17 protein-coding genes are annotated in these 22,064 nt (G+C 34.4%); 5 read left to right on the top strand and 12 right to left on the bottom strand.

Translation table 11 applies throughout. The features are described from left to right. Window positions 1-679: 679 nt before the first annotated feature. Complete coding sequence (locus LXH21_RS12005) at window positions 680-2,080, bottom strand: trypsin-like peptidase domain-containing protein (RefSeq protein ID WP_239866185.1); 1,401 nt, start codon at window positions 2,078-2,080, stop codon at window positions 680-682. 243 nt (window positions 2,081-2,323) lie between these two features. Here LXH21_RS12005 and dapF point away from each other — a divergent pair, with 243 nt between their 5' ends. From dapF to LXH21_RS11980, 5 genes are all read left to right on the top strand, one after another. Further along, window positions 2,324-3,106, top strand: a complete 783-nt coding sequence (dapF, locus tag LXH21_RS12000; RefSeq protein WP_239866183.1) for a diaminopimelate epimerase — start codon at window positions 2,324-2,326, stop codon at window positions 3,104-3,106. 25 nt (window positions 3,107-3,131) lie between these two features. Then, on the top strand, window positions 3,132-3,677 hold the full coding sequence (locus tag LXH21_RS11995) for a GNAT family N-acetyltransferase (protein ID WP_239866182.1): 546 nt from the start codon (window positions 3,132-3,134) through the stop codon (window positions 3,675-3,677). A 19-nt stretch (window positions 3,678-3,696) separates the two neighbouring features. Continuing rightward, the gene (gene mltG / locus LXH21_RS11990) at window positions 3,697-4,737 is read left to right on the top strand and encodes an endolytic transglycosylase MltG (protein WP_239866181.1); all 1,041 of its coding nucleotides are present in this window, start codon (window positions 3,697-3,699) and stop codon (window positions 4,735-4,737) included. Window positions 4,738-4,739: 2 nt separating this feature from the next. Continuing rightward, window positions 4,740-5,660 carry a DUF2279 domain-containing protein gene (locus tag LXH21_RS11985; protein WP_394799573.1) on the top strand — a complete coding sequence of 307 codons (921 nt, stop codon included), beginning with the start codon at window positions 4,740-4,742 and terminating at the stop codon, window positions 5,658-5,660. A gap of 97 nt (window positions 5,661-5,757) precedes the next feature. Further along, window positions 5,758-6,399, top strand: a complete 642-nt coding sequence (locus LXH21_RS11980; RefSeq protein WP_239866180.1) for a peptidoglycan-binding protein LysM — start codon at window positions 5,758-5,760, stop codon at window positions 6,397-6,399. 75 nt (window positions 6,400-6,474) lie between these two features. On the opposite strand, the gene scpA is transcribed toward LXH21_RS11980, so the two are convergent. The 11 genes from scpA to LXH21_RS11925 all read right to left on the bottom strand — a co-directional run bounded on the left by scpA (window position 6,475) and on the right by LXH21_RS11925 (window position 22,041). Beyond that, window positions 6,475-8,607, bottom strand: coding sequence for a methylmalonyl-CoA mutase (scpA, locus tag LXH21_RS11975; RefSeq protein WP_239866179.1), 2,133 nt, complete (start codon window positions 8,605-8,607; stop codon window positions 6,475-6,477). A gap of 1,054 nt (window positions 8,608-9,661) precedes the next feature. Continuing rightward, complete coding sequence (locus LXH21_RS11970) at window positions 9,662-9,991, bottom strand: L-rhamnose mutarotase (protein WP_239866178.1); 330 nt, start codon at window positions 9,989-9,991, stop codon at window positions 9,662-9,664. Between the two features lie 628 nt (window positions 9,992-10,619). After that, complete coding sequence (gene fucP / locus LXH21_RS11965) at window positions 10,620-11,960, bottom strand: L-fucose:H+ symporter permease (protein WP_239866177.1); 1,341 nt, start codon at window positions 11,958-11,960, stop codon at window positions 10,620-10,622. Between the two features lie 43 nt (window positions 11,961-12,003). Beyond that, on the bottom strand, window positions 12,004-12,786 hold the full coding sequence (locus LXH21_RS11960; RefSeq protein WP_239866176.1) for an L-fucose dehydrogenase: 783 nt from the start codon (window positions 12,784-12,786) through the stop codon (window positions 12,004-12,006). 20 nt (window positions 12,787-12,806) lie between these two features. Beyond that, the gene (locus tag LXH21_RS11955; protein ID WP_239866175.1) at window positions 12,807-13,631 is read right to left on the bottom strand and encodes an amidohydrolase family protein; all 825 of its coding nucleotides are present in this window, start codon (window positions 13,629-13,631) and stop codon (window positions 12,807-12,809) included. Further along, on the bottom strand, window positions 13,631-14,485 hold the full coding sequence (locus LXH21_RS11950; RefSeq protein WP_239866173.1) for a fumarylacetoacetate hydrolase family protein: 855 nt from the start codon (window positions 14,483-14,485) through the stop codon (window positions 13,631-13,633). Before LXH21_RS11950 ends, LXH21_RS11955 begins: the two co-directional genes overlap by 1 nt. 30 nt (window positions 14,486-14,515) lie before the next feature. Beyond that, complete coding sequence (locus tag LXH21_RS11945; protein ID WP_239866171.1) at window positions 14,516-15,295, bottom strand: SDR family NAD(P)-dependent oxidoreductase; 780 nt, start codon at window positions 15,293-15,295, stop codon at window positions 14,516-14,518. A gap of 28 nt (window positions 15,296-15,323) precedes the next feature. Beyond that, window positions 15,324-16,985: a UxaA family hydrolase gene (locus tag LXH21_RS11940; protein ID WP_239866169.1), complete on the bottom strand. Its 1,662-nt coding sequence runs from the start codon at window positions 16,983-16,985 to the stop codon at window positions 15,324-15,326. A gap of 226 nt (window positions 16,986-17,211) precedes the next feature. Beyond that, complete coding sequence (locus tag LXH21_RS11935) at window positions 17,212-19,623, bottom strand: glycoside hydrolase family 3 N-terminal domain-containing protein (RefSeq protein WP_239866167.1); 2,412 nt, start codon at window positions 19,621-19,623, stop codon at window positions 17,212-17,214. A 31-nt stretch (window positions 19,624-19,654) separates the two neighbouring features. Next, entirely contained in the window at window positions 19,655-20,398 is a 744-nt protein-coding gene (locus tag LXH21_RS11930; RefSeq protein WP_239866164.1) for a DUF6250 domain-containing protein, read from the bottom strand. Window positions 20,399-20,406: 8 nt separating this feature from the next. Then, window positions 20,407-22,041, bottom strand: coding sequence for a GH39 family glycosyl hydrolase (locus LXH21_RS11925; RefSeq protein WP_239866162.1), 1,635 nt, complete (start codon window positions 22,039-22,041; stop codon window positions 20,407-20,409). Window positions 22,042-22,064: the final 23 nt, after the last annotated feature.

Here is a 22,064-nt window from a genome sequence, read left to right as displayed (position 1 = left end):
CGATAAAATCAAAGATTTATTGGATATATTTTATAATTCATTTTTATCAAATTATAAATAAAGAAGATAAAACTTATATATGAAATTATTAAATCGCTAGATTCCAGCCCAGCATTAACTTAGTTTCTGTTATTCATACCAAATCATTTGTCATTGAGATTGTATTACTAGTAAGCATCACTGATTGAATTCGTAAAACTTGCCATGAAGTTAAAGTTGGCGCTCTACTTTAAATGTTATTATGAAAATGATTGATTGTAAAATAGCCCTGATCATAGCGGAATCCTATTGTGTGGCGATAGCCAAAGCAATAGATATAGTGTAGAGCAGGACGACTTGTCCTATTAAACCAGTACTTAGTGCTCCAAAAAAAAATCCACCTCTTGCGAGATGGATTTTCATAAATCAGGAAGAACTGCTGTAAACCTTAATCTGAAACTTGAACTAAAAACTAAAAACTAAAAATTTAACCTCAGCAGTTACATCCTGTAAATCAATAATCAATCTTTTGAATTGATCTTTGTATTTAACTTTTATGTGATTTAAATAAGCCTTATTTATTAAATCGACTGCAAAAATACTTTATTCAATCGATTTCGTAAAATATATTTATACTTTTTTTTATAAAAAAAACCAACCCTTATAAAAGAATTGGTTTTAATTGATTTTCAATGTGTTATTAAATTATTATTCGAATTACTTCGCCTTTTTTATTAATCATTTCTAATCGAATACTTTGATTTTCGTCTTTTTTACTTAATAAGGACGACACTGTTTCTATGTCTGATGCCTTTACACTATCTATACTTAGAATAATATTTCCTGTGAGTTCATCTGCATATTGAGCTAAGTTTTCATTATGGATTGCTTTAATTTTTACTCCATAATTTAGTTTAAATCGCTTTTTATCTGCCGCTTCTAAGTTTTCTAATTCTATCCCTTTAAATTCAGTAGAGAAAAATTCATTTTTGCTTAAAATTACATTGGCCGTTTTAGATTTTCCGTCTCTCACATAAGTTACTATAATATTATCACTTGGACGTTTTGTATTGATGTAGCCAGAAAGGTCTGCAAAAGTTGAAATACTACGACTGTCTAATTTAACAATAATATCCCCCTTTTGAAGTCCTGATTTTTCTGCTCCTGAATTTTTGGTGACTCTACTAATGTAAAATCCCTCAGTTTGAGAAATACCAAGTTCTTTGGATGCCATTGCATTTAGCTCACCACCTTCAACACCTAAAATTCCTCTTTGAACATTCCCAAATTCCATTATATCTTCAACAATTTTGCGAGTCACATTGGAAGGTACTGCGAACGAATAACCTACATAGGAACCTGTCATTGAAGAAATCATCGTATTTATTCCGACCAAATTTCCTTGTGTATCGACCAATGCTCCACCACTATTACCTGGATTTACTGCTGCATCTGTTTGTATAAAAGACTGAATTCCGTTTTCACCCAAATTACGAGCTTTTGCAGAAACAATTCCGGCTGTTACCGTAGAAGTTAAATTGTATGGATTTCCGACAGCCAATACCCACTCTCCTACTTTTACATTATCTGAATCTCCAAAAGTTGTATATGGTAATTTCTCGTTTGCATCAATTTTCAATAATGCAATATCCATCTTAGAATCGGTTCCTACCAATTTGGCTTTATAGGATTTTCTATTATTTAAAGTAATTTCAATTTCAGAAGCGTCTTTGATGACATGGTTGTTGGTTACTATATAACCATCTTCAGATATTATTACACCAGAACCCGTACCTACTTGCTCTTGTGATTGACCTCCTTGATAGCCATAAAAATATTCCAACATCGGATTTGAGACTGTCCTACGAGAAACATTCTTCACGTGGACTACAGAATGAACGGTTTTATCTGCCGCCTCTGTAAAATCTAATACATTAGATGACAAACCCACATTCCTATTATAGGAATTAGTTGCTAAAGTTGTCAAAGGTTTTTTATCTAAAGAAAAAGGAGCGTTACTATCAAAAAATAATTTATAAGCTCCCAAAGTAGTAGCTCCACTCATCAGTGAAACTATAAAAAGCTGTGAAATTTTATTCATATTTCATTAAGTTATATTAATTGTGCTGTAAATTTAACACTTAAATGGATTACTAAATAACTATTTAACGCTCTTTAACGCGGCTTAACTTTTCATTAATACTAGGTTTTATACATCTCATTGTTATTTAAATTTAATTTATTTTTTTTGAAAATATCTTGAAATTCGACTCTAAGTCTTTTATAGTAAAATAGTAATTCGTTTGTTAGAATTTGTACTTTTGTAATTGAAAAAAGTTTAAAAATGCAAATAGAATTCTATAAATACCAAGGAACGGGAAATGATTTTGTGATGGTCGATAATCGAACAGAAACTTTTCCAAAAGAAAATACAAAAGTTATCGCTCACCTATGCGACAGACGTTTCGGAATTGGTGGTGACGGACTAATCTTATTGGAGAATGACCCTGATACAGATTTTAAGATGGTTTATTACAATTCAGACGGTAATCAAAGTACTATGTGCGGTAATGGAGGACGCTGCTTGGTTGCGTTTGCTAAAAAAATGGGAGTTGTCGATAACAATGCCACTTTTAATGCAATAGATGGTCTGCATCATGCTAGCATCAATACAGATGGCATCGTGTCTTTACAAATGATTGATGTCGATACTATTAATGAACAACCTGACTACACTTTTTTGAATACTGGTTCGCCACATCACGTGCAACTGGTTAAAGATTTAAAAAATTATAATATCAAGGAGAATGGTGCTGCTTTACGCTATGGTCCTTTATATGGTAAAGAGGGTAGTAATATTAACTTCGTTAGCAAAATAAATGACACTACCTTTTCGTTACGTACGTATGAAAGAGGAGTCGAAGACGAAACCTTAGCTTGTGGCACTGGAGCAACCGCCGTTGCTATTGCGATGAACGCCACCGGTCAAACAGATGCGACAGCAATGAATATAAATGTAGAGGGCGGTAAACTAGCAGTTTCTTTTGATAAGAAAGACAAATCATATACAAATGTATTTTTGATCGGTCCTGCAGAATTTGTTTTTGCTGGAACTGTAACCATATAATACATCAATATCACATAACTTTCAGATGATCACTTTAAAAGGAGAAAACATTTATTTACGTGCCCTAGAACCAAATGATCTAGAGTTCGTCTATGCAATGGAGAATGATGAGACTATCTGGGAAGTTAGCAATACGCAAACTCCTTACAGCCGTTTTTTAATTCGTCAGTATTTAGAAAACGCACAGCAAGATATTTACGAAGCTAAACAATTGCGCTTGGCCATTTGCATAGAAGAAGATTTTCCTGCTATAGGATTGATTGATATTTTTGATTTTGATCCCAAAAATAATAAAGCCGGAATAGGTATTGTGATTCAAGACAATATCTACCGCAAACAAAATGTTGGTTCTGAAGCATTAAACCTCTTGATTAACTATTCTTTTCGACACCTTAACTTGCATCAATTGTATGCAAATATTAACGTGGAAAACGAAGCTAGTAAAGCACTTTTTACTAAATTTGACTTTGAATGCATCGGTATTAAAAAAGACTGGAATCTTATAAATGGTGTTTATAAAGATGAAGGAATATACCAATTAATAAACACGGGCGTCGACGAATTGACGTAGCAAATTTAAAACTCAGACTTTGAACTTAAAAAAAATCATTTCAATTGCTGCTATTGTAGTAATCTCTGGATTATTGATATATGGCTTTATACTCGTACGACAAATATTTGCCGTAAATACTAAATTCTCAGAGAAGGAAATTTACGTACACATACCAACAGATGCAACGTATGCAACGGCAAAAGCTATTATCGCAACTTATGTTGAAGACATGGACCGATTTGAGCTAGTGGCTAGCAAACGTAATTACCCAGAAAATGTGAAATCGGGGCGTTTTTTGTTTACAAAAGGGATGAGTAGCTATGACTTAGTAAAATCACTAAGACAAAATGTTCCTGTGAAATTAGCATTTAATAATCAAGAAAGATTAGAAAATTTTGCTGGAAGAATAAGTTCTCAAATCGAAGCTGATAGCATCTCATTGATTAAAACAATTAAGGATTCTGTTTTTATGGCAGAAAATGGTTTTAATGAAGAAACGGTTTTTGCTATGTTTATTCCTAATACCTATGAATTTTACTGGGACACTTCTGCAGTAAAATTCAGAGATAAAATGATTAAAGAGTATCGTAAATTTTGGACAGATGAGCGTGTTGCCAAAGCTAAACTTCAGGGCTTAACTCCCGTAGAAGCAACAATTCTTGCCTCTATAGTTCATAAAGAGTCTGTGAAGAAAGATGAAAGACCTCGTATCGCGGGTGTATACCTTAATCGTATGAGAATTGCTATGCCATTACAAGCCGACCCTACTGTTATCTATGCATTAAAAAAGAAATCAAATAATTTTGATCAAGTAATCAAACGTGTTTTCTATAACGATCTAACCATGAGCTCCCCGTATAATACATATGTAAATATCGGACTTCCTCCTGGTCCTATCGCAATGCCAGACATTACTGCTATGGAGGCAGTGTTAAATCCAGAAAAAAATGATTTTATCTATTTCTGCGCCAGCGTAGAACGATTTGGTTATCATGAATTTGCAGCAACTTATGCTGAGCACACCGTAAACGCAAAAAAATATTCAGACTGGATTAATAGTCAAGGAGTAAAAAGATAATTTTGAATTATAAAAAAATATACTTTTGTTTTGTTTGTATAGGAGTGATGACTTCTCCTACATACGCTCAAAACAGAATTTCTTCATTTCTAAAACCCTCAGATTCTTTACATCTCAAAAGGAAAAATTCGGTTCTACTCATCGAAGCCGTTTCAGCGACAACAGCATTAATAGGATTGAACCAATTGTGGTATGCTGACTATCCTCGTTCAAAATTTCATTTTATAAACGATAATAAAGAATGGCTGCAAATGGACAAGTTGGGTCATAGCTATTCCTCTTACCAAATGGGAAGATTTGGTGCCGAATTATTGCAATGGAGTGGTGCAACGCAGCAGCAGCAACTACTATATTGTGCAGGTCTAGGTTTTACTTTTCTTACTGCTGTAGAAATTTTGGATGGTTTTTCTAGCGAATGGGGAGCGTCTATCGGAGATGTAATTGCCAATGCATCGGGTACAGCGCTCTTTGTTTCACAAGAATTAATTTGGAAAGAACAACGCATAATTCCAAAGTTTTCATTTCAAAAATCACCTTATGCTGCAGAGCGACCGGAACTTTTGGGAAGTAGTATGAGTGAGCAGTTATTAAAAGATTATAATGGTCAAACTTATTGGCTCTCGGTCAATTTGCACTCCTTTGCAAAAGATTCAAAAATACCCAAATGGCTTAATGTTGCAGTCGGACTTGGAGCTGATGGAATGCTTAGTGGTGATGACGATAAATTATTCATTTTTAACGACGAACAACTGGCCAGAAAAAGACAATTTTATCTCAGTTTTGACGTCGACCTGAAGAAAATTGACACAAAATCGCATTTTTTAAAAACTATTTTCACTGTTTTTAACACTATAAAAATTCCGGCACCCACAGTAGAAATAACAGCTAACGAGTCAGTTAAGGTTCATCTCCTTCACTTTTAACCAACTTTAACAAGCTGACTTTCAGATTTATAAAAATTTTTGTATATTTGCATGCAGAAATTTCAGATGGTGACAGCGTTCTGAAGAAAAACAATTTATGATAAAGAAATGGTATTTTTATACAACATTAGCGATTATTATAGCTTTTTTAAGCTCAGGTTTTAAACCTCTTAAAATTGATTCTAATCATTGGTTTTTAATAAAAAACCCCGATGGATCTCAGTACTTATATCCATCACAAGAACAGGAAGATTACACCAATTTAAATATTCCTTTTACTGGAAATTTATTTATTGGTTTCAAAGAAGCAATCGGCTTCAAAGAGTCCCAAGGGAAGTACAAAAAGATTAATACCCTAGGTTATTTAGGAAAATACCAGTTTGGTGTAGAAACCCTAAAAACAATCGGAATTGAAAACAGCCCCAAATTTTTAGGCAGTCCAAAATTGCAAGAAAAAGCATTTGTAGCGCTCTTGGCGAAAAACAAATGGATTTTACGTGACGTTATTGAAAAGTACGATGGCAAAGTTGTCAGCGGTATTAAGATAACAGAATCAGGTATTCTTGCTGCAGCACATTTAGGTGGTGCGGGATCAGTAAAGAAATTTTTTAGAAGTAACGGATCACGTTATTTAAGAGATGCTTACGGTACTTCTATCAGAAGCTACATGAAGGCATTTGGAGGTTATGATACTTCTTTCATTGTTCCTGATAACAATGCGGTAGTTAGTTTAAATTAGAATGCTTACTTATTCAAGATAAAAAAGTGCGATGCATCTTCACAGATAACATCGCACTTTTTTTAATTCTACTATTTATATTTCCTTCAATTCGGATTTCAATAATTTGATTACTGTTTCTGCAATGACTGATCCAGGACCAAAAATAGCAAAAACGCCAGCTTCAATCAAAAAATCATAGTCTTGAACAGGCACGACGCCCCCTACAATTACTTTGATTTTACTAGTGTTATGAGAACGCAAATTTTGCACTACCTGCGGTACTAATAGCTTATGACTGGCTGTCATTGATGAAATTCCTAAAAAGTGCACATTATGGGCAATGGCTTGTTCTGCAATTTCAGTAGGAGTTTGAAAAAGAGGACTTATAAAAACGTCAAAACCTAAATCAGCATAGGCAGTCGCAATTACTTTTGCACCTCTATCATGACCATCTTGACCTAATTTTGCAATCATAATCCTAGGAGCACTACCATTACTATTGGTAAACTCAATTGTTAACTGTTTTGCTAGTTCAAATTTAGGATCTTCTCCTATGGTGGCTTCATATAAACCCTCATTTGATTCTACTTTGGCTATATAGCGACCAAAAACCTTTTCAAGGGCAAAACTAATTTCACCTAAAGTAGCTCTATTTCTTGCTGCTTCAATGCTAAGTTCCAAAAGATTTCCCTGTTTATCTCTTGCACAATCTGTTAAGTTGTTTAAGCATTTTTCGACTAAAACTTCATCTCTATTTGCTTTTACATTCGAAATTTGTCTCAATTGCTGACTCATAACTTTTTTATTATCGATATCTCGGATAGATAATTCCTCTTCATTATGAAGCTGGTATTTATTGACTCCAATAATAGTTTCTTGATTACTGTCAATTTTAGCTTGCTTCTTCGCAGCCGCAGCTTCAATTCTTAATTTAGGAATACCCGTAGCAATTGCCTTTGTCATTCCTCCCAGAGATTCTATTTCTTCAATCAATGTCCAAGCTTTTGCTGTAAGTTCAGTTGTCAAACTTTCTACATAATAACTTCCGCCCCATGGATCAACGCTTTTGGTGATTTTGGTTTCTTCACGCAAATATAATTGCGTATTTCTAGCTATTCGAGCCGAATAGTTGGCTGGCAAAGCTACTGCCTCATCTAGCGCATTGGTATGTAAAGATTGAGTGCCTCCAAAAACTGCAGCTGAGGCTTCTATACAAGTTCGCGATACATTATTAAACGGGTCTTGCTCAGTCAAGCTCCAACCACTAGTTTGACAATGGGTGCGCAACATCATTGATTTTGGATTTTGAGGCTCAAATTGTTTCACCAATTTGGCCCACAATATACGAGCAGAACGCAATTTAGCAATTTCCATAAAATGATTCATTCCTACTGCCCAGAAAAAAGACAAGTTCGGAGCAAAATCATCTATAGACATTCCGGTTGCCAATCCTGTACGAATGTATTCTAAACCATCTGCTAAGGTGTATGCCAGTTCAAGATCAGCCGTAGCTCCTGCTTCCTGCATGTGATAACCAGATATGGAAATAGAATGAAATTTTGGTAACTTTTTAAAGGTGTAATCAAAAATATCTGAAATAATTTTCATCGATGCCTCTGGTGGATAGATATACGTATTACGAACCATAAATTCTTTTAATATATCGTTTTGAATTGTTCCTATCAATTGCTCTGGAGCTATCCCTTTCTCTTCTGCTGCCACAATATAAAATGCCATTATGGGTAGCACAGCACCATTCATCGTCATGGAAACAGAAATTTCATCTAATGCGATTCCATCAAACAATCTTTTCATATCTTCTACAGAGTCTATCGCAACACCTGCTTTGCCTACATCTGCGGTAACGCGCTCATGATCTGAATCATAACCTCTTTGTGTAGGTAAATCAAATGCTATTGACAATCCTTTTTGACCAGATGCTAAGTTTTTCTTGTAAAAATCGTTGCTTTCCTCAGCAGTCGAAAATCCGGCATATTGTCGAATAGTCCAAGGCTTAGATACATACATGTTGGCATAAGGCCCACGTAAGTAGGGAGGGAAACCTGCTGCAAAATCCAAATGTGGGGCATCGCTCACATCTTCGTCAGAATAATTAGTGGCAATTGGAATTTCCTCCGATGTCATAAAGGTTTCTTTCCCTTTAATTTCTCCGGTTTTTGGAGTTGCTTCCCTAATTTTAATATGTTGAATGTCTTTTCTTTTCATAATCATAACAGATTCTACCTGCTTTAATCAAAGGTATTCCTTTTAGGAGTTTAAATCAAATTCTAAAAACTTAAAATAAAAAATGAACTTCAACTGATGATTCTTTCAGGCAAGTTCGAAAATTAAATTTTATGGTCAGATTATTGTTTTAAAGCATTAAAGTAATTAAAAATAATAATCACTTAATGAATAAAACACTAATTTTACAAAGTGTAACAAGTGAAACTTAATTTTTTACAAACCTCTTATATTACTTTTTAAATTCAATAATTTGCAAAACCGTTTAAAATATCTTATTTCATTATTATTGACATTGATGTTGATGGCTGATAATTTCACTGTAAACAATACCTCCGACAAAACTGACTATTTCCAGGTTTATCATGCAAATACAGCTACTACAGTTGACCATCATTGCACAACATATAGATTAAAAAGTTCTTTAAATTGCGCTACTTACTTTGCTCCTTTTCAACTTGAGCAGCTTGATTTACAAACAGTTCACAGTCTGAAAACAACTATCTCATTAAAGCTAAATAAAACTTTTTCTCTACATATAGATAAATTTAAAATACAGGAAATTTTTCTAAACAAAATTATATCTACATTACCTCAATTATAGCATACATGCGACCTGGATTTATTTGAAACTCTAGGAACAGTGCTTTTTTAAGCATATTGATAATATTATAATTTATACACAATCAATTATCAACTACTCATGTATCAATTTAAAAAAAACAACTTGGGGTATTCCCAAAAGCTTTTCCTTTGGCTAAAAAGGAAAGCAATGCTATTTATTACTGCCTTTATGATTGGAATTGCAAACGGTATGAATGTGGGAGATGATGTTACTATTAGAAAACAAAATCAAACAGAACAAAATGATAAAAAAGATTAAAAGTTGTTTTTACAACTATTTTCGAATAGACTAAAATGAAAATGGGTCAGTAAGAAAAAAGATTTTAATTAAATCTGCTTTTCTACTGACCTATTATATTTAATCGAAATTATAGTAAGATTGAATCGCTTTATTTATGTAGAATAAAACGTTTTATAACTGGAAAATTTTCTCCATTAAAATCCATTTTTCACCTTCTTTGGCTACGGGCAATGCTTGTTGGTATTTCCACATTAAAGTTTCCCATTTCACCACTGTTGGATTTTCATCGTCCATGTGCTTCTTTTTATCAAATGAAAACGTATCATCAACCTCCATGATCATGAAAGTTCTATTTCCTACCAAAAATATTTCTAAATTAGTAATACCAGATTCTTTAATACTATCTATTATTTCTGGCCAGACATTCTTATGGTATATCTTATATTCTTCAATTAATTTACAATCATCAATCAAATCCAAGGCAAAACAATGCTTTTTCATATAGTGCTTTATTATAATGCGAATTAGTGTTAAATTATACAACTTCAAGAGAAGAGTATTTTATATTTCGATTCTAAAAAATTTCTATTTTTCATTTTTAGAATGGTATAAATTATCTATTCTCAACGCATATAAACGTTGCAAAATAGGAATAATTTAACCCACGCAAAGATAAACTATTAGAACAGAATTTTACTTAAAGCATAGCTACAATAGGCAAAAATAAAGAACGAAAACTGTAAAATTATCCACTATAACGTAATAGTATTTGAAGCCTTAACACCAAATTTTTAACTTAGTTCGATAGGAATAGGAAAATTAATGATAAAAGTAAATAAATAAGAAGAAGAGGTTGACGAAAAATTATTTCGCTTTTATCATTATCACAGCAAGTAATTATGAAAAAAACTAAATACCTATTATGGAAGTGAGACATCTATTAATTTAATTAGCGCTTATTAGCATCTAGGTAGGCAATAGAATAATAAATTGGTAAAATATAGATACTAAAGAAAAAAATTGCTAAAAATAACAGATATATTACTGATTTTTTTAGCAATTGATTAGCTTTAATATGAAGAAATTGTGGCTCTTTAATGTTGAATGATAATCATTTTTATATTAGAGTTTAAATGATTTTCTTCTCATGTTTCGAAAAAATATGGAATCCATACCAAGCGATATATAGAAAACAAATCAGCGGTAAAATAAATGAAAAATTGACCTCAGAAACACCTGCTATTTTTGTATCTGCTACACCGTTACCTCCAGCATCGATAATCATTCCTTGAAACATTGGTAATAAAGCTCCACCAACAATTGCCATTACAAGACCTGCAGAACCTACCTTTGACTGTTCCTCTGTTAAATCATTTAATGCTATACCGTAAATAGTGGGAAACATTAATGACATACAAAACGAAATTCCGACTACACAATACAGCCCAACCATACCTTCGATAAATATAGCGCCAGATACAAATGCCATTGCAAGTATTGCAAAGGACATGAGTAATTTTCCGGGGCTCATAATACGTAACAAAGCGATTCCAACAAGACGACCAACTGTGAATAGAACAAATGCGATAAATTGATAAGAGAACACATCTACTTTTTCGTAGCCTTGTACGCCAACATTTGCTAAGTCAATTGCTTCTGCATACTGATAAATGTATGTCCAAGACATTATTTGTGCACCAACGTATAAAATTTGTGCAACTACGCCCAAAACGTATTTTGTATTCTTTCCTAATATTTTGAAAGTATCTAATAAGCTTGGCATATCTCCTTCTTCTTTTGACTGCGGCATTTTATTAACCAAGAATAAAAAGAAAACTGCTAATATTACCAAGCCTAAAATAACATAAGGATCTCGTATAACTGCCAAATCGGCTACTCTAATCATGGCTCTTTGAGCCTCATCTAATGCTCCAAAATCAGTGATATCATCTGATTGTAAGTGGTCATAAACAAAAAACTTAGCCACCAATAAACCGGCAATTAATCCTACTGGATTAACTGACTGTGCTAAATTAAGGCGTTGGGTTGCTGTTTCCTTTGCCCCCATCGCCAAGATATAAGGATTTGCAGCTGTTTCTAAAAATGCCAATCCAAAAGTAAGTACATACAAACCTAAACAAAAGAACCAAAATTGTTCTGTAATTGCTGCTGGATAAAATAATAATGCCCCAATAGCATACAAACCGAGACCGATAAGTACACCAACTTTATACGAATATTTACGCATAAATAATGCTGCGGGCAAAGCCATACAGAAGTAACCGCCGTAAAAAGCCATTTGTACCCAAGATGCTTGTGTATTTGATAATTCTAAAACTTTTTTAAATGCATTTACCATCGGGTCGGTAACAGCATTGGCAAAACCCCATAATGCAAATAATGACGTTACTAGAATAAATGGAAAAAGTACCTTGCGAGATACAATAGGAATTTTTGAAGAAGAATCCATAAGAGTTGGTTGGGTTGATTTGTGTTTTTTGGTCAGTCAATAATTATTCTAATGCTCTATCCAGATGCGTATAACCTCCATCAACATATAGTAGTTGGCCTGTAGTGTGGCTAGATTTACTTGATAATAGAAATGCTACTGTATCTCCAATTTCTTCAGCAGTCGTCATTCGCTTTTCAAATGGAATATTTTTAGTAATGGCTTCTAGTTTTTCTTCTTTATCTGCGAACGTACTAATCCATTTTTCATAAAGTGGCGTGTAACATTCGGCAACAATGACTGCATTTACACGAATGCTATAAGGCAGTAATTCAACGGCCCATTCTCTAGTCAAAGCATTTCGACCTCCATTTGAAGCAGCATAGCCAGAAGTTCCACCTTGACCTGTATCTGCAGTTTTTGATCCTATGTTCACAATCGAACCTTTACTCTTTTTTAATTCTGGCAATGCATATTGTGCCATGAGGTAATAATGTACCACATTGCGTTTTAGTGATTGCATGAAATCTTCGTAGTTTCCGTTTTCAAGCCCCACGCTATCATTTACACCAGCATTATTTACAAGTCCGTCAATTCGACCGTACTTATCTACTACTGTTTGAACCGCATTTTTGCATTGTTCAGGAACTGTTAATTCGGCAACAACAGCAAATAATTCTTCTCCAGATTCTTCATAGGTTTGCATTACTTCGTCTATGCTTTCCTTATTTCTGGTAATTATAACAGGTATAGCACCTTCTTTTATTAATGATTCCACAATACCTAAGCCAATTCCTTTTGAACCGCCCGTTACTATGATTACTTTATCTTTAAGTTGTAAATCCAATATTTATAGTATTAATTTATTTATAGCTTATATATTCTAATTGCATTTTGACCCATAATTTTCTCTTTATCCTCTTTTGAATATTCAGCAAAATAATTTTCGATAATTTGCAGCACTTCTCGGTATTCTCCTGCTAGTAAACACACTGGCCAATCTGAACCAAACAAGAGTCGGTCAATACCAAATGCATCTACAACAACATCGAGATAGGGAGTAAATATCGCTTCATTCCATTTCAAGTCAGCTGTTTCTGTTACCAAACCTGATACTTTGCAATTCACATTTTTACAAGTTGCCAGTATTCGAATTTGCTTCTCCCATTCCGAATCAAAATCACCATCTATCTTGGGTTTCGCAATATGATTTATAACAAACTGTTGGTTGTGAAATTCTTGTACCAACTTGATTGCATTTTTTAATTGGTTGGGATAAATTAATAGGTCGTAAACCAGTCCGAATTGTTCTAATTTACTGATACCATTTCGAAAATCTTTTCTCAATAAAAAATCTTCCGACTCTGCTTGTACAATGTGACGGACACCTTTAAATAGATTATTTTTCGAAAAAAAACCAAGACGGTCTTCTACATCACTGGCTCGTAAATCAACCCAGCCAACAACACCCTTAATAAAACTATTATCGTTGGCAAGTTGTAATAAAAAAGTAGTTTCTTCTTCTGACTGATCTGCTTGCACAGCAATGCATCCCTCTATTTTATTTGCTTCTAAAATAGGTTGCAAATCCTGCGGAAGAAAATCTCTTTTTATTACTGTCATAGAATCATCAATCCAGCTATCTCTAACTGGATTGAAGTTCCAAAAATGCTGATGAGAATCGATTCTCATTATTTGTAATCAATTACTGTTTGTTTAGAAATACCTAAACCATCAATACCTAATTCCATTACGTCACCTGCTTTTAAATACAAAGGAGGTGTTAAACCTAGTCCAACACCAAATGGTGTTCCTGTAGAAATAACATCACCAGGCAAAAGAGTCATAAATTGACTGATATGGCTTACTACTTTTTGAACATTAAATATAAAGTCAGAAGTAGAACTATTTTGCATCATTTTTCCGTTTAATTTTAACCAAAGGTTCAAATTGTTTGGATCTTTGATTTCGTCTTTTGTAGCAATAAAGGGCCCTAGAGGTGCAAATGTGTCGCAACCTTTACCTTTACACCATTGACCTGAACGCTCAATTTGAAAAGCACGCTCGCTCACATCATTATGTAAGATGTAACCCGCTATGTGATCAAATGCATCTGCCTCTTCAACATAAGATGCCTTTTTACCAATTACTATTGCCAGTTCTACTTCCCAGTCTGTTTTTGTACTTCCCTTTGGGATAATAACATCATCAAATGGTCCTGTAATTGCGGTAGTTGATTTGAAAAACAATACAGGTTCTTTTGGAATTTCCATTCCCGCTTCTGCAGCATGTTGTGCGTAGTTAAGACCAACACATACTAATTTTGAAGGTCTAGTCAATGGAACTCCCAAACGAACATCATCTCCAATTTCAGGGCAAGAAGATTCGTTTTTACTTAACCAACTGCTTAATTTTTCGATACCTTCATTACCAAAAAATTCTTCGTTATAATCCATTCCAAAAGCAGAAACATCAATTTTTTTTCCGTTTTCTAATTGTACTCCTGGTTTTTCTTTTCCTTCAGTTCCAAATCTTATTAATTTCATCTGTTATGATTATTTAAAATTTACTTTCTTTTAATTTCCGTTTAATGTAATGAATCCGCCGTCGATTGCGTAATTCGACCCAGTAATAAATCCAGCTTCATCTGAACATAAATATAGGGCTAAATCTGCCATTTCCTGAGGTTGTCCCATACGCCCGATAGGTTGCGTTTTTGATAATTTCTCAAACATCTCTGCTTCTTTACCAGGATAATTTTTATTGATGAATCCATCAACAAATGGGGTGTGTACGCGCCCGGGTGAGATGCAATTGCAACGGATTCCATCTGCAACGTAATCCTTTGCAATTGAATATGTCATTGTGAGTACTGCTCCCTTGCTCATAGAATAAGCAAAACGGTTGTTTATACCTACAGAAGAAGCAATTGATGCTAAGTTTAAAATAACACCACTTCCGTTTTTTTTCATACTTGGTATACAAGCTTTTATACTGTTGTACACGCCTTTTACATTAACGTTATACAATCTGTCTAAATCATCTTCTTCGACAGCCTCTATATTTCCAACATGTGCTATACCTGCATTATTAATCAAAATATCGATTTTACCATTCTCTGTAATTGAATGAATGATACTCTCCACATTTACTTGATTGGAAACATCGCATTTGTGTGCTTTTGCTTTTTCGCCAAGTGCTTCAATTTCTTTTACAGTTTCTTCTGCACCTTCAAGATTAAAATCTAATATGTGCACCTCTGCCCCTTGCTTTGCAAAAGTTAGTGAGATTGCTTTACCTATTCCGCTTCCTCCACCAGTGACTACGGCTACTTTATTTTTTAAACTAAATTTCATTCTTCTAATTTATTGTTTTGTTTATTATTTACAAAGACATTCCTCTTTTCCATGGAATAAAATCGTCTTGTCTTAGTAGTGTTGCTTTCGTTGGTCGACCACTAGCTACTTCGATAACAAAATCCAGAAGTTCTATTCCTGCTTGTTCAATCGTCTTTGTACCTTCGATAATTGATCCGGTATTGAAATCAATAATATCATTCATTTTATCAAACAATTTTGTGTTTGATGATACTTTTATCACCGGCGTAATAGGATTACCCGTTGGTGTTCCTAGACCCGTAGTAAATAATATAATATTACATCCAGAACCAGCTAGACCAGTTGTCGATTCTACATCATTACCTGGCGTGCACAATAGGTTTAAACCCGATGTAACTACTTGTTCTGTGTAATCTAGAACATCTTCTACTGGTGATGTCCCTCCTTTTTTGGCTGCTCCAGCAGATTTTATAGCATCAGTTATCAAACCATCCTTTATGTTACCAGGAGATGGATTCATAGAAAAGGCTGCACCCAAAGCTTCTGCTTTTGCATTATAGGTAGACATGATATGCGAAAACTTCTTAGCTTTTTCAGCATCTGTACATCTATTAATTAATTCTTGCTCAACACCATTAAGTTCTGGGAATTCTGAAAGAACTGTAGCTCCTTTTAGACCTACAATTAAATCCGAAACATATCCTAAAGTTGGATTTGCAGAAATACCAGAAAATCCATCAGAACCACCGCATTCTAGACCAATTACAAGCTTTGAGAGGCTTGCTGGCTTTCTTTCAGTTTTATTTGCTTCAATTAAACCAACAAAAGTTTTCTTTACAGCCTCTGCCATAAGCTCTTTTTCTGAGGTACTTTGTTGCTGCTCTAAAACATAAACAGGTTTTGTATTTGCTGACGCCATTTTTGACAGCGCTTCTTGCAAAATACTTGCCTGTGCATGTTGACAACCCAAACTCAAAACTGTTGCACCTGCAACATTAGGATTGTTTATATATCCCGCAAGCAAGTTACATAAAGTGACCGCGTCAGAAGTCGCACCACCGCAACCTCCATCATGAGTTAAAAATTTTATTCCGTCAACATTTGGGAACAGAGGATTTTTAGAAATACCCTCACCATCTTTTATAATATCTTTTGACAAAATTGCATCAATTGATGCACCTGCTTTGTAATCGTTGATTAATGCATCAACATCAAAACCAAGATGTTGCTGCTTACCATATCCTAATTTATCAACTATTGCCTGCTTTAAAACCTCAACATTTCGATTTTGACAAAAAACTAGTGGAATAATTATCCAATTATTTTCTGTTCCTACCTTACCATCTTTTCTATGGTATCCATTGAATGTTTTATTTGCAAACATAGAAACATCCGGTGCTTGCCAAGCTTCTCTTTCTTTTGAATCATTAACTCCATATGCTTCAGTTTCATGTTCCAAATTAGAGGTGTTCACAATACCACCCTTTGCGATAGCCACTTTTGCTTTTCCTACCAATACACCATACATATAAACCAAATCACCTTCTGCAAGTGATTGAGTTACAAATTTGTGTTTTGCCGGAATGGTATCTTGCATTGTATAATGCTGTGCATCAAAAACAACTTCTGTTCCTTTCTCTAAATCGGTGAGCGCAACAAGAACGTTGTCTTTCTCGTGTATTCTAAGCACATTTTGTTTTGTTTCCATAAATACTGAATATGATAAAATTGTAATAAGCAATAATACTAAAAACTAATAGTTAACACTTCTTAAAATTTGACCAATAGTAATACTATTATTGCTTAATTTTTAAATAAAAAGTCTTTACACTATCATTTTGTATAGTTGAAAGCGTAAATTTTAATCATTTTACCTCTATTATTTTCGAATAAATTATAGGTAAATAATTGAAATATACTACATTAATAATACATTACTTGACCCAAAACTTGTCTCGAAGTTTTATATCTTCAGACGAGCTACCAATCAAGACTTCAAATTCTCCAGGTTCGACAAGGCGCACCATATTTTTATCCAATAACTTTAAATCATCAGGATGCAAAGTAAAATGAACCGTTTTGGTTTCATTGGGTTTTAATCGAACACGATCAAATCCGCGGAGTACCGATTCATAAGTTGTGACACTACTCACTTTATCCTTAATATATAATTGGACTACTTCATCTCCAGTGCGTTTACCTGTATTTTTTATATCGAATGTCAGCTCTATATCGGCTTGTGAATTAATAGTTTTTGCTGACAAAGACAAATTACTGTATTCGAATGTTGTATAACTCAGTCCATATCCAAAAGGATATAGCGATCCAAGCACTCGAGTATTCCCGTAGCCGTTTGGTCCTTCTCCTGGTTGTCCTGCTTGAGAGCCTGGTTTGAAAGGAAAATTCAACGGAATTTGACCAACAGATTTCGGAAAAGTAACGGATAATTTTCCGCCCGGATTGTAATCCCCAAATAAGGTTTCGGCAATTACTTCTCCAGCTGCAGTGCTAGGAAACCAAGCTTCTAGTATTGCAGGTAAAAATTTATTTTCCCAATTAATTGTCAACGGTTGCCCGTTTATTAAAACCAAAACAACCGGTTTTCCTGTTGCATAAAGTGCTTGAACAAGTTGAAATTGACGTCCTGGCAAACCGAGGCTTGTTCTTGATTTTGTTTCTCCAACCCGCTTTTCATCTTCGCCAACTACAGCAATAATAATATCAGATTTTTTCGCTTTTTCTACAGCGGCATTTATTTCTGCTTGTTCTGTAATTGAAAGTTCAGTTGGAATAATTTCGCTTCCAGGCCAATCAGGATCAACAACATCGCAGCCTTTGACATAATCAACATTGACTTTTCCCTGCGCGTAATTTTTTATTCCCTCATATACCGATACAGAAGGGTTAAAAGCAGGACCATACCTACTGAAGGTAAAATTAAGTTCTGTGGCTAAAGGTCCTGTAACTAAAATATTTTTTAAATTACTGATATCCAACGGTAACAAGTTATTTTCGTTTTTTAATAATACCAGAGATTCACGGTTAATTTGTTTGGAAAAAGCTTCATCTGCCAGAGTATGAACTAATTTATCAGCTTCTTTTGGATTTTTAACATAAGGATTGTCAAATAATCCCAATCTGAATTTTACGCGCAAAACATCAGCAACTCTAGAATCAATTGTTTTCATCGAAATCTTGCCTTCTTGAATTAATTCTCGCAGTGGTTCTACAAATGATTCTGGAGTTCTAAAAGTTGTGCGAACATTTAGACCGGCTTCTATAACTTGTCTAACGGCTTCCTTGTAGTCCTCGGCCACATGGTGCTTTTCTGAAACATATTCTACTGCTTCACTATCTGATACCACATAACCATTAAAGCCAAATTTTTCGCGAAGTAGTTCTGTTAAAAAATAAGGACTTGCCGTTATAGGAACACCGTCATAATCGTTATAACTACTCATAATACCCATAGGTGCAGCCTCTTTTATCACTCGCTCAAAAGGATATAAATGCAACTGAAACATTTCACGCGGCGCTACGTGTGGATCTGTTCTAGCATCACCATCTCTAGCTCCTTTTGGAATACTATATACAGCAAAATGTTTTACCGTAGAAGCTACTCCTTGTGATTGAATACCTAGCACCATTTGTTTCCCCATCTCTGCTATGTGAAAAGGTTCTTCACCATAGCATTCTAATACCCTGCCCCATCGTTGATCACGCGCTACATCTAGAATAGGAGCATAGACATTGGTATAACCTAATGCTTTTGCCTCGCGACCAACCATTTTACCAGCTTTATAAACCAAATCTTTATTCCATGTACTCCCAATACCTATGGGCGCAGGTAGCGGTGTTGCTTTTTCATGGCACAGACCATGTACACCTTCATTTGTAAAATCTACAGGAATTCCCATACGGGTTTCTTCTACAAACCATTTTTGAACAGTATTGATGGCTTCGGCATGCGTACTATAGGGAAAGGCATATTTGGAATGTGTTTTCTCTTGGTTCCAAATCGTATTCAAATGTTCATCGATATTGGCAATCCCATCTTTCCAAACTCTAGATTTCCATTTTTCATTTGGCAATTCGTCTTCCAATACACGAGCATAGCCATACAAGGTAACTAGTTGACATGTTTTCTCATTAACATTCATCAATGAAATTAAGTTTTGTACCCTCTGCTCTATCGGTGCCTTGGAGTCTTCAAAAACATCTTTAACACCATTTTTATTAAAATCAATCCAATCTCGATGATAAATTGGATTTTTATCACTTTTCATACCCGTAAATAAAAAAGCTACAGCTATCAATGGAACTAATTTTAAGGTACTGGATTTCATCGTTTCAATTATTTTGATTTATGCACTGTCTTTATTTTTGTATTTGATAAACTTTAAAATTATCGAATGTCATGTGATTTTTTACTGTTCTTAGTCCGAAATAACCTGAAGTATAAGGGTTTGAATCTTCAAAATCGACCAACATTTCATTGTCTCTATAATACTGAATGATACCATCATGCGCTACAATTTTTATATGGTACTTCTTATTTGGCTCCAACATAAATTTAGCTTCTTTTAAATCGTGCTCGGGCAGTAACGGTCGTTCACCATTACCAACATAACGTCGAAAACGAGTTGTTTTATTATCATTCCCTCCCACTCCTATATAATACAACTGAAGCGAATCGTAGTTTGAAAATTTACCACCTCTAAGATTTGCATCTGCAAATAAATCTGTCGGGTTGCGTGGGTCGGTAGCCATCCAGAAGCAATTTAAATCTGAAACTCTGTCGTTGCTTCCTCCATTTTGAATAATAAATACATCATACTCAATCACAATAGAACCAGTCAGTTTTTCTTTAAACCAAATGGTGCAACCCGAAACATCATCTACTTCTAATTTGTCATTCTTTACAAAGACTTTACCTTGGGGCATTTGCTCTACAAGCCAATTGTCCATTCCGTTACTAAAGTCATCAGTATAGACAATTTTGGTCTTCACATCTCCCCCTTTAATACTAATAGTCTTCATTTTATTACCACAAGAAGTAGTCATACAACTAAGCAGTAATAGAGTTGCTATGGCGCCGATAGTTTTACTATATTTCTTCATTCTACCTTTTAGTTAATTTGATTGATTAATACCAGACTCCATGGCGTTATGGAGCGGTTTATGGTTAACTTTCCGTTTTCATCCGCATTTACATATTCGACTTTCATCGTATTTGCATATTTTTTCATCACCTTGATTTCTTCTCTGGTTGGTGGTTCTGGCTTGCCCATTGCTTCCCAAAAATTATGAATGTTACCATGGTCTTTGTCTAAAATTTCAATTTTAAACGAAGCACCCGATTTTAAACCAGATAGTGTGAAATCTAATTTTTTTTCCGTCCCACTTTCACGTTTATTCGTTCCTGATGGCACAGCATCATTGTACTCCTCTGGATAGTTATATGCTAATGCTACTACAGCACCATTGCTTGATTTTTTACTAACAAAAAGATAATCATCTTTGTATAATTTCTCATCACCCAATTGATTAAGCATTCTGTATGCATGATAAGATGGTTTAACCAAACCTTGAAAATTTATCATTCCGAATCCACCATGAAAGATACTTGAAGCGCCCCCTTTTTCCTCAAAAATATCGGTGAATGTCCAGTATGACAGGGAATTTGCCAAACCAATACAATCTAAATTAGATTTAACAATGTAAGCCGCAGCTGGTAAACGGTCGTGCATTTCATCTCTACTACTCGGACTAGTACTCCATTCGGTTAAATGAATTTCGACTTTAGGAAAAGCACTTTTTGCTATTACCTTATTAAGCCACTCCAAATCTAATTTGGTTGATTGAACAAACCTTGTAAGTCCTTTTCCTTTACCAGTATCTGGATTAAAAGCATAATCTGTTGGATAAGGATGACAGCTAACAAAATCCACAGGTAGTTTTTCCTTTTTACAATATTTTAAAAAGTCTTCTATCCACACCCCTCGCCATTGCAGCTCATTAATGTTTTTTGTGTTAAAAACTGCTTCAGATACTTTGTCATTTGTAACTTCACCATCAAATCGAGCATCTGGAACAAAATTACTAGTCGAAGGTCCACCTACTTTAAACCTGCTATCTACAGATCGAACCGCCATTACTGACTGTTTGTACAATTCAAAATATTGTGATTTTGAACCATCCCAAAATAATTTGTACAAGTTAGGTTCGTTCCAAACTTCAAAATACCATGAAAGTACTTCTTCTCTACCATATCGATCTACACAATGTTGTGTAAATGCCTTGACCATATCGTGCCACTTTTCAAAAGAATCTTCTGCAGGTGTTATATTCGCTTTCCACCAAAACACAGTTCTGGAATCTTTGGCCGCCATACTAGATGGCAAAAAAGCTAACTCTACAAATGGTTTGACTTTTAAATCCAGCATTCGATCAAACAAATCATCTATATACTGCCAATTGTATACCATTTTACCTTTTTCTTCTACAACTGGAAACATATCGTCATGAAAAAGCCCATGAAAACGAACATATTCAAATCCGCAGTTTTCTTGTACTTGCTGCATTTGTTCTAGCCATCCTGCTCTTAAACCTTCATTGGCTCTACCTGCTCCTACCATTTTACTCCAGTAATGATCAAACTTTTCTCCTTTATCTGTAGCGTTGATTTTAATTGCATTTTGAGCATTCATCGCAAAGCAACCACTTAACATAAAGACGGTAGCAATATTTTTTATTAATCTCATACTCTTTGTTCTATAGATTTCTA

This window comes from Flavobacterium algicola, assembly GCF_022399565.1.
Lineage (GTDB): Bacteria > Bacteroidota > Bacteroidia > Flavobacteriales > Flavobacteriaceae > Flavobacterium > Flavobacterium algicola.
Note: the sequence above shows the minus strand (reverse complement) of the source record. Positions and strands in the feature narration are given on the sequence as shown.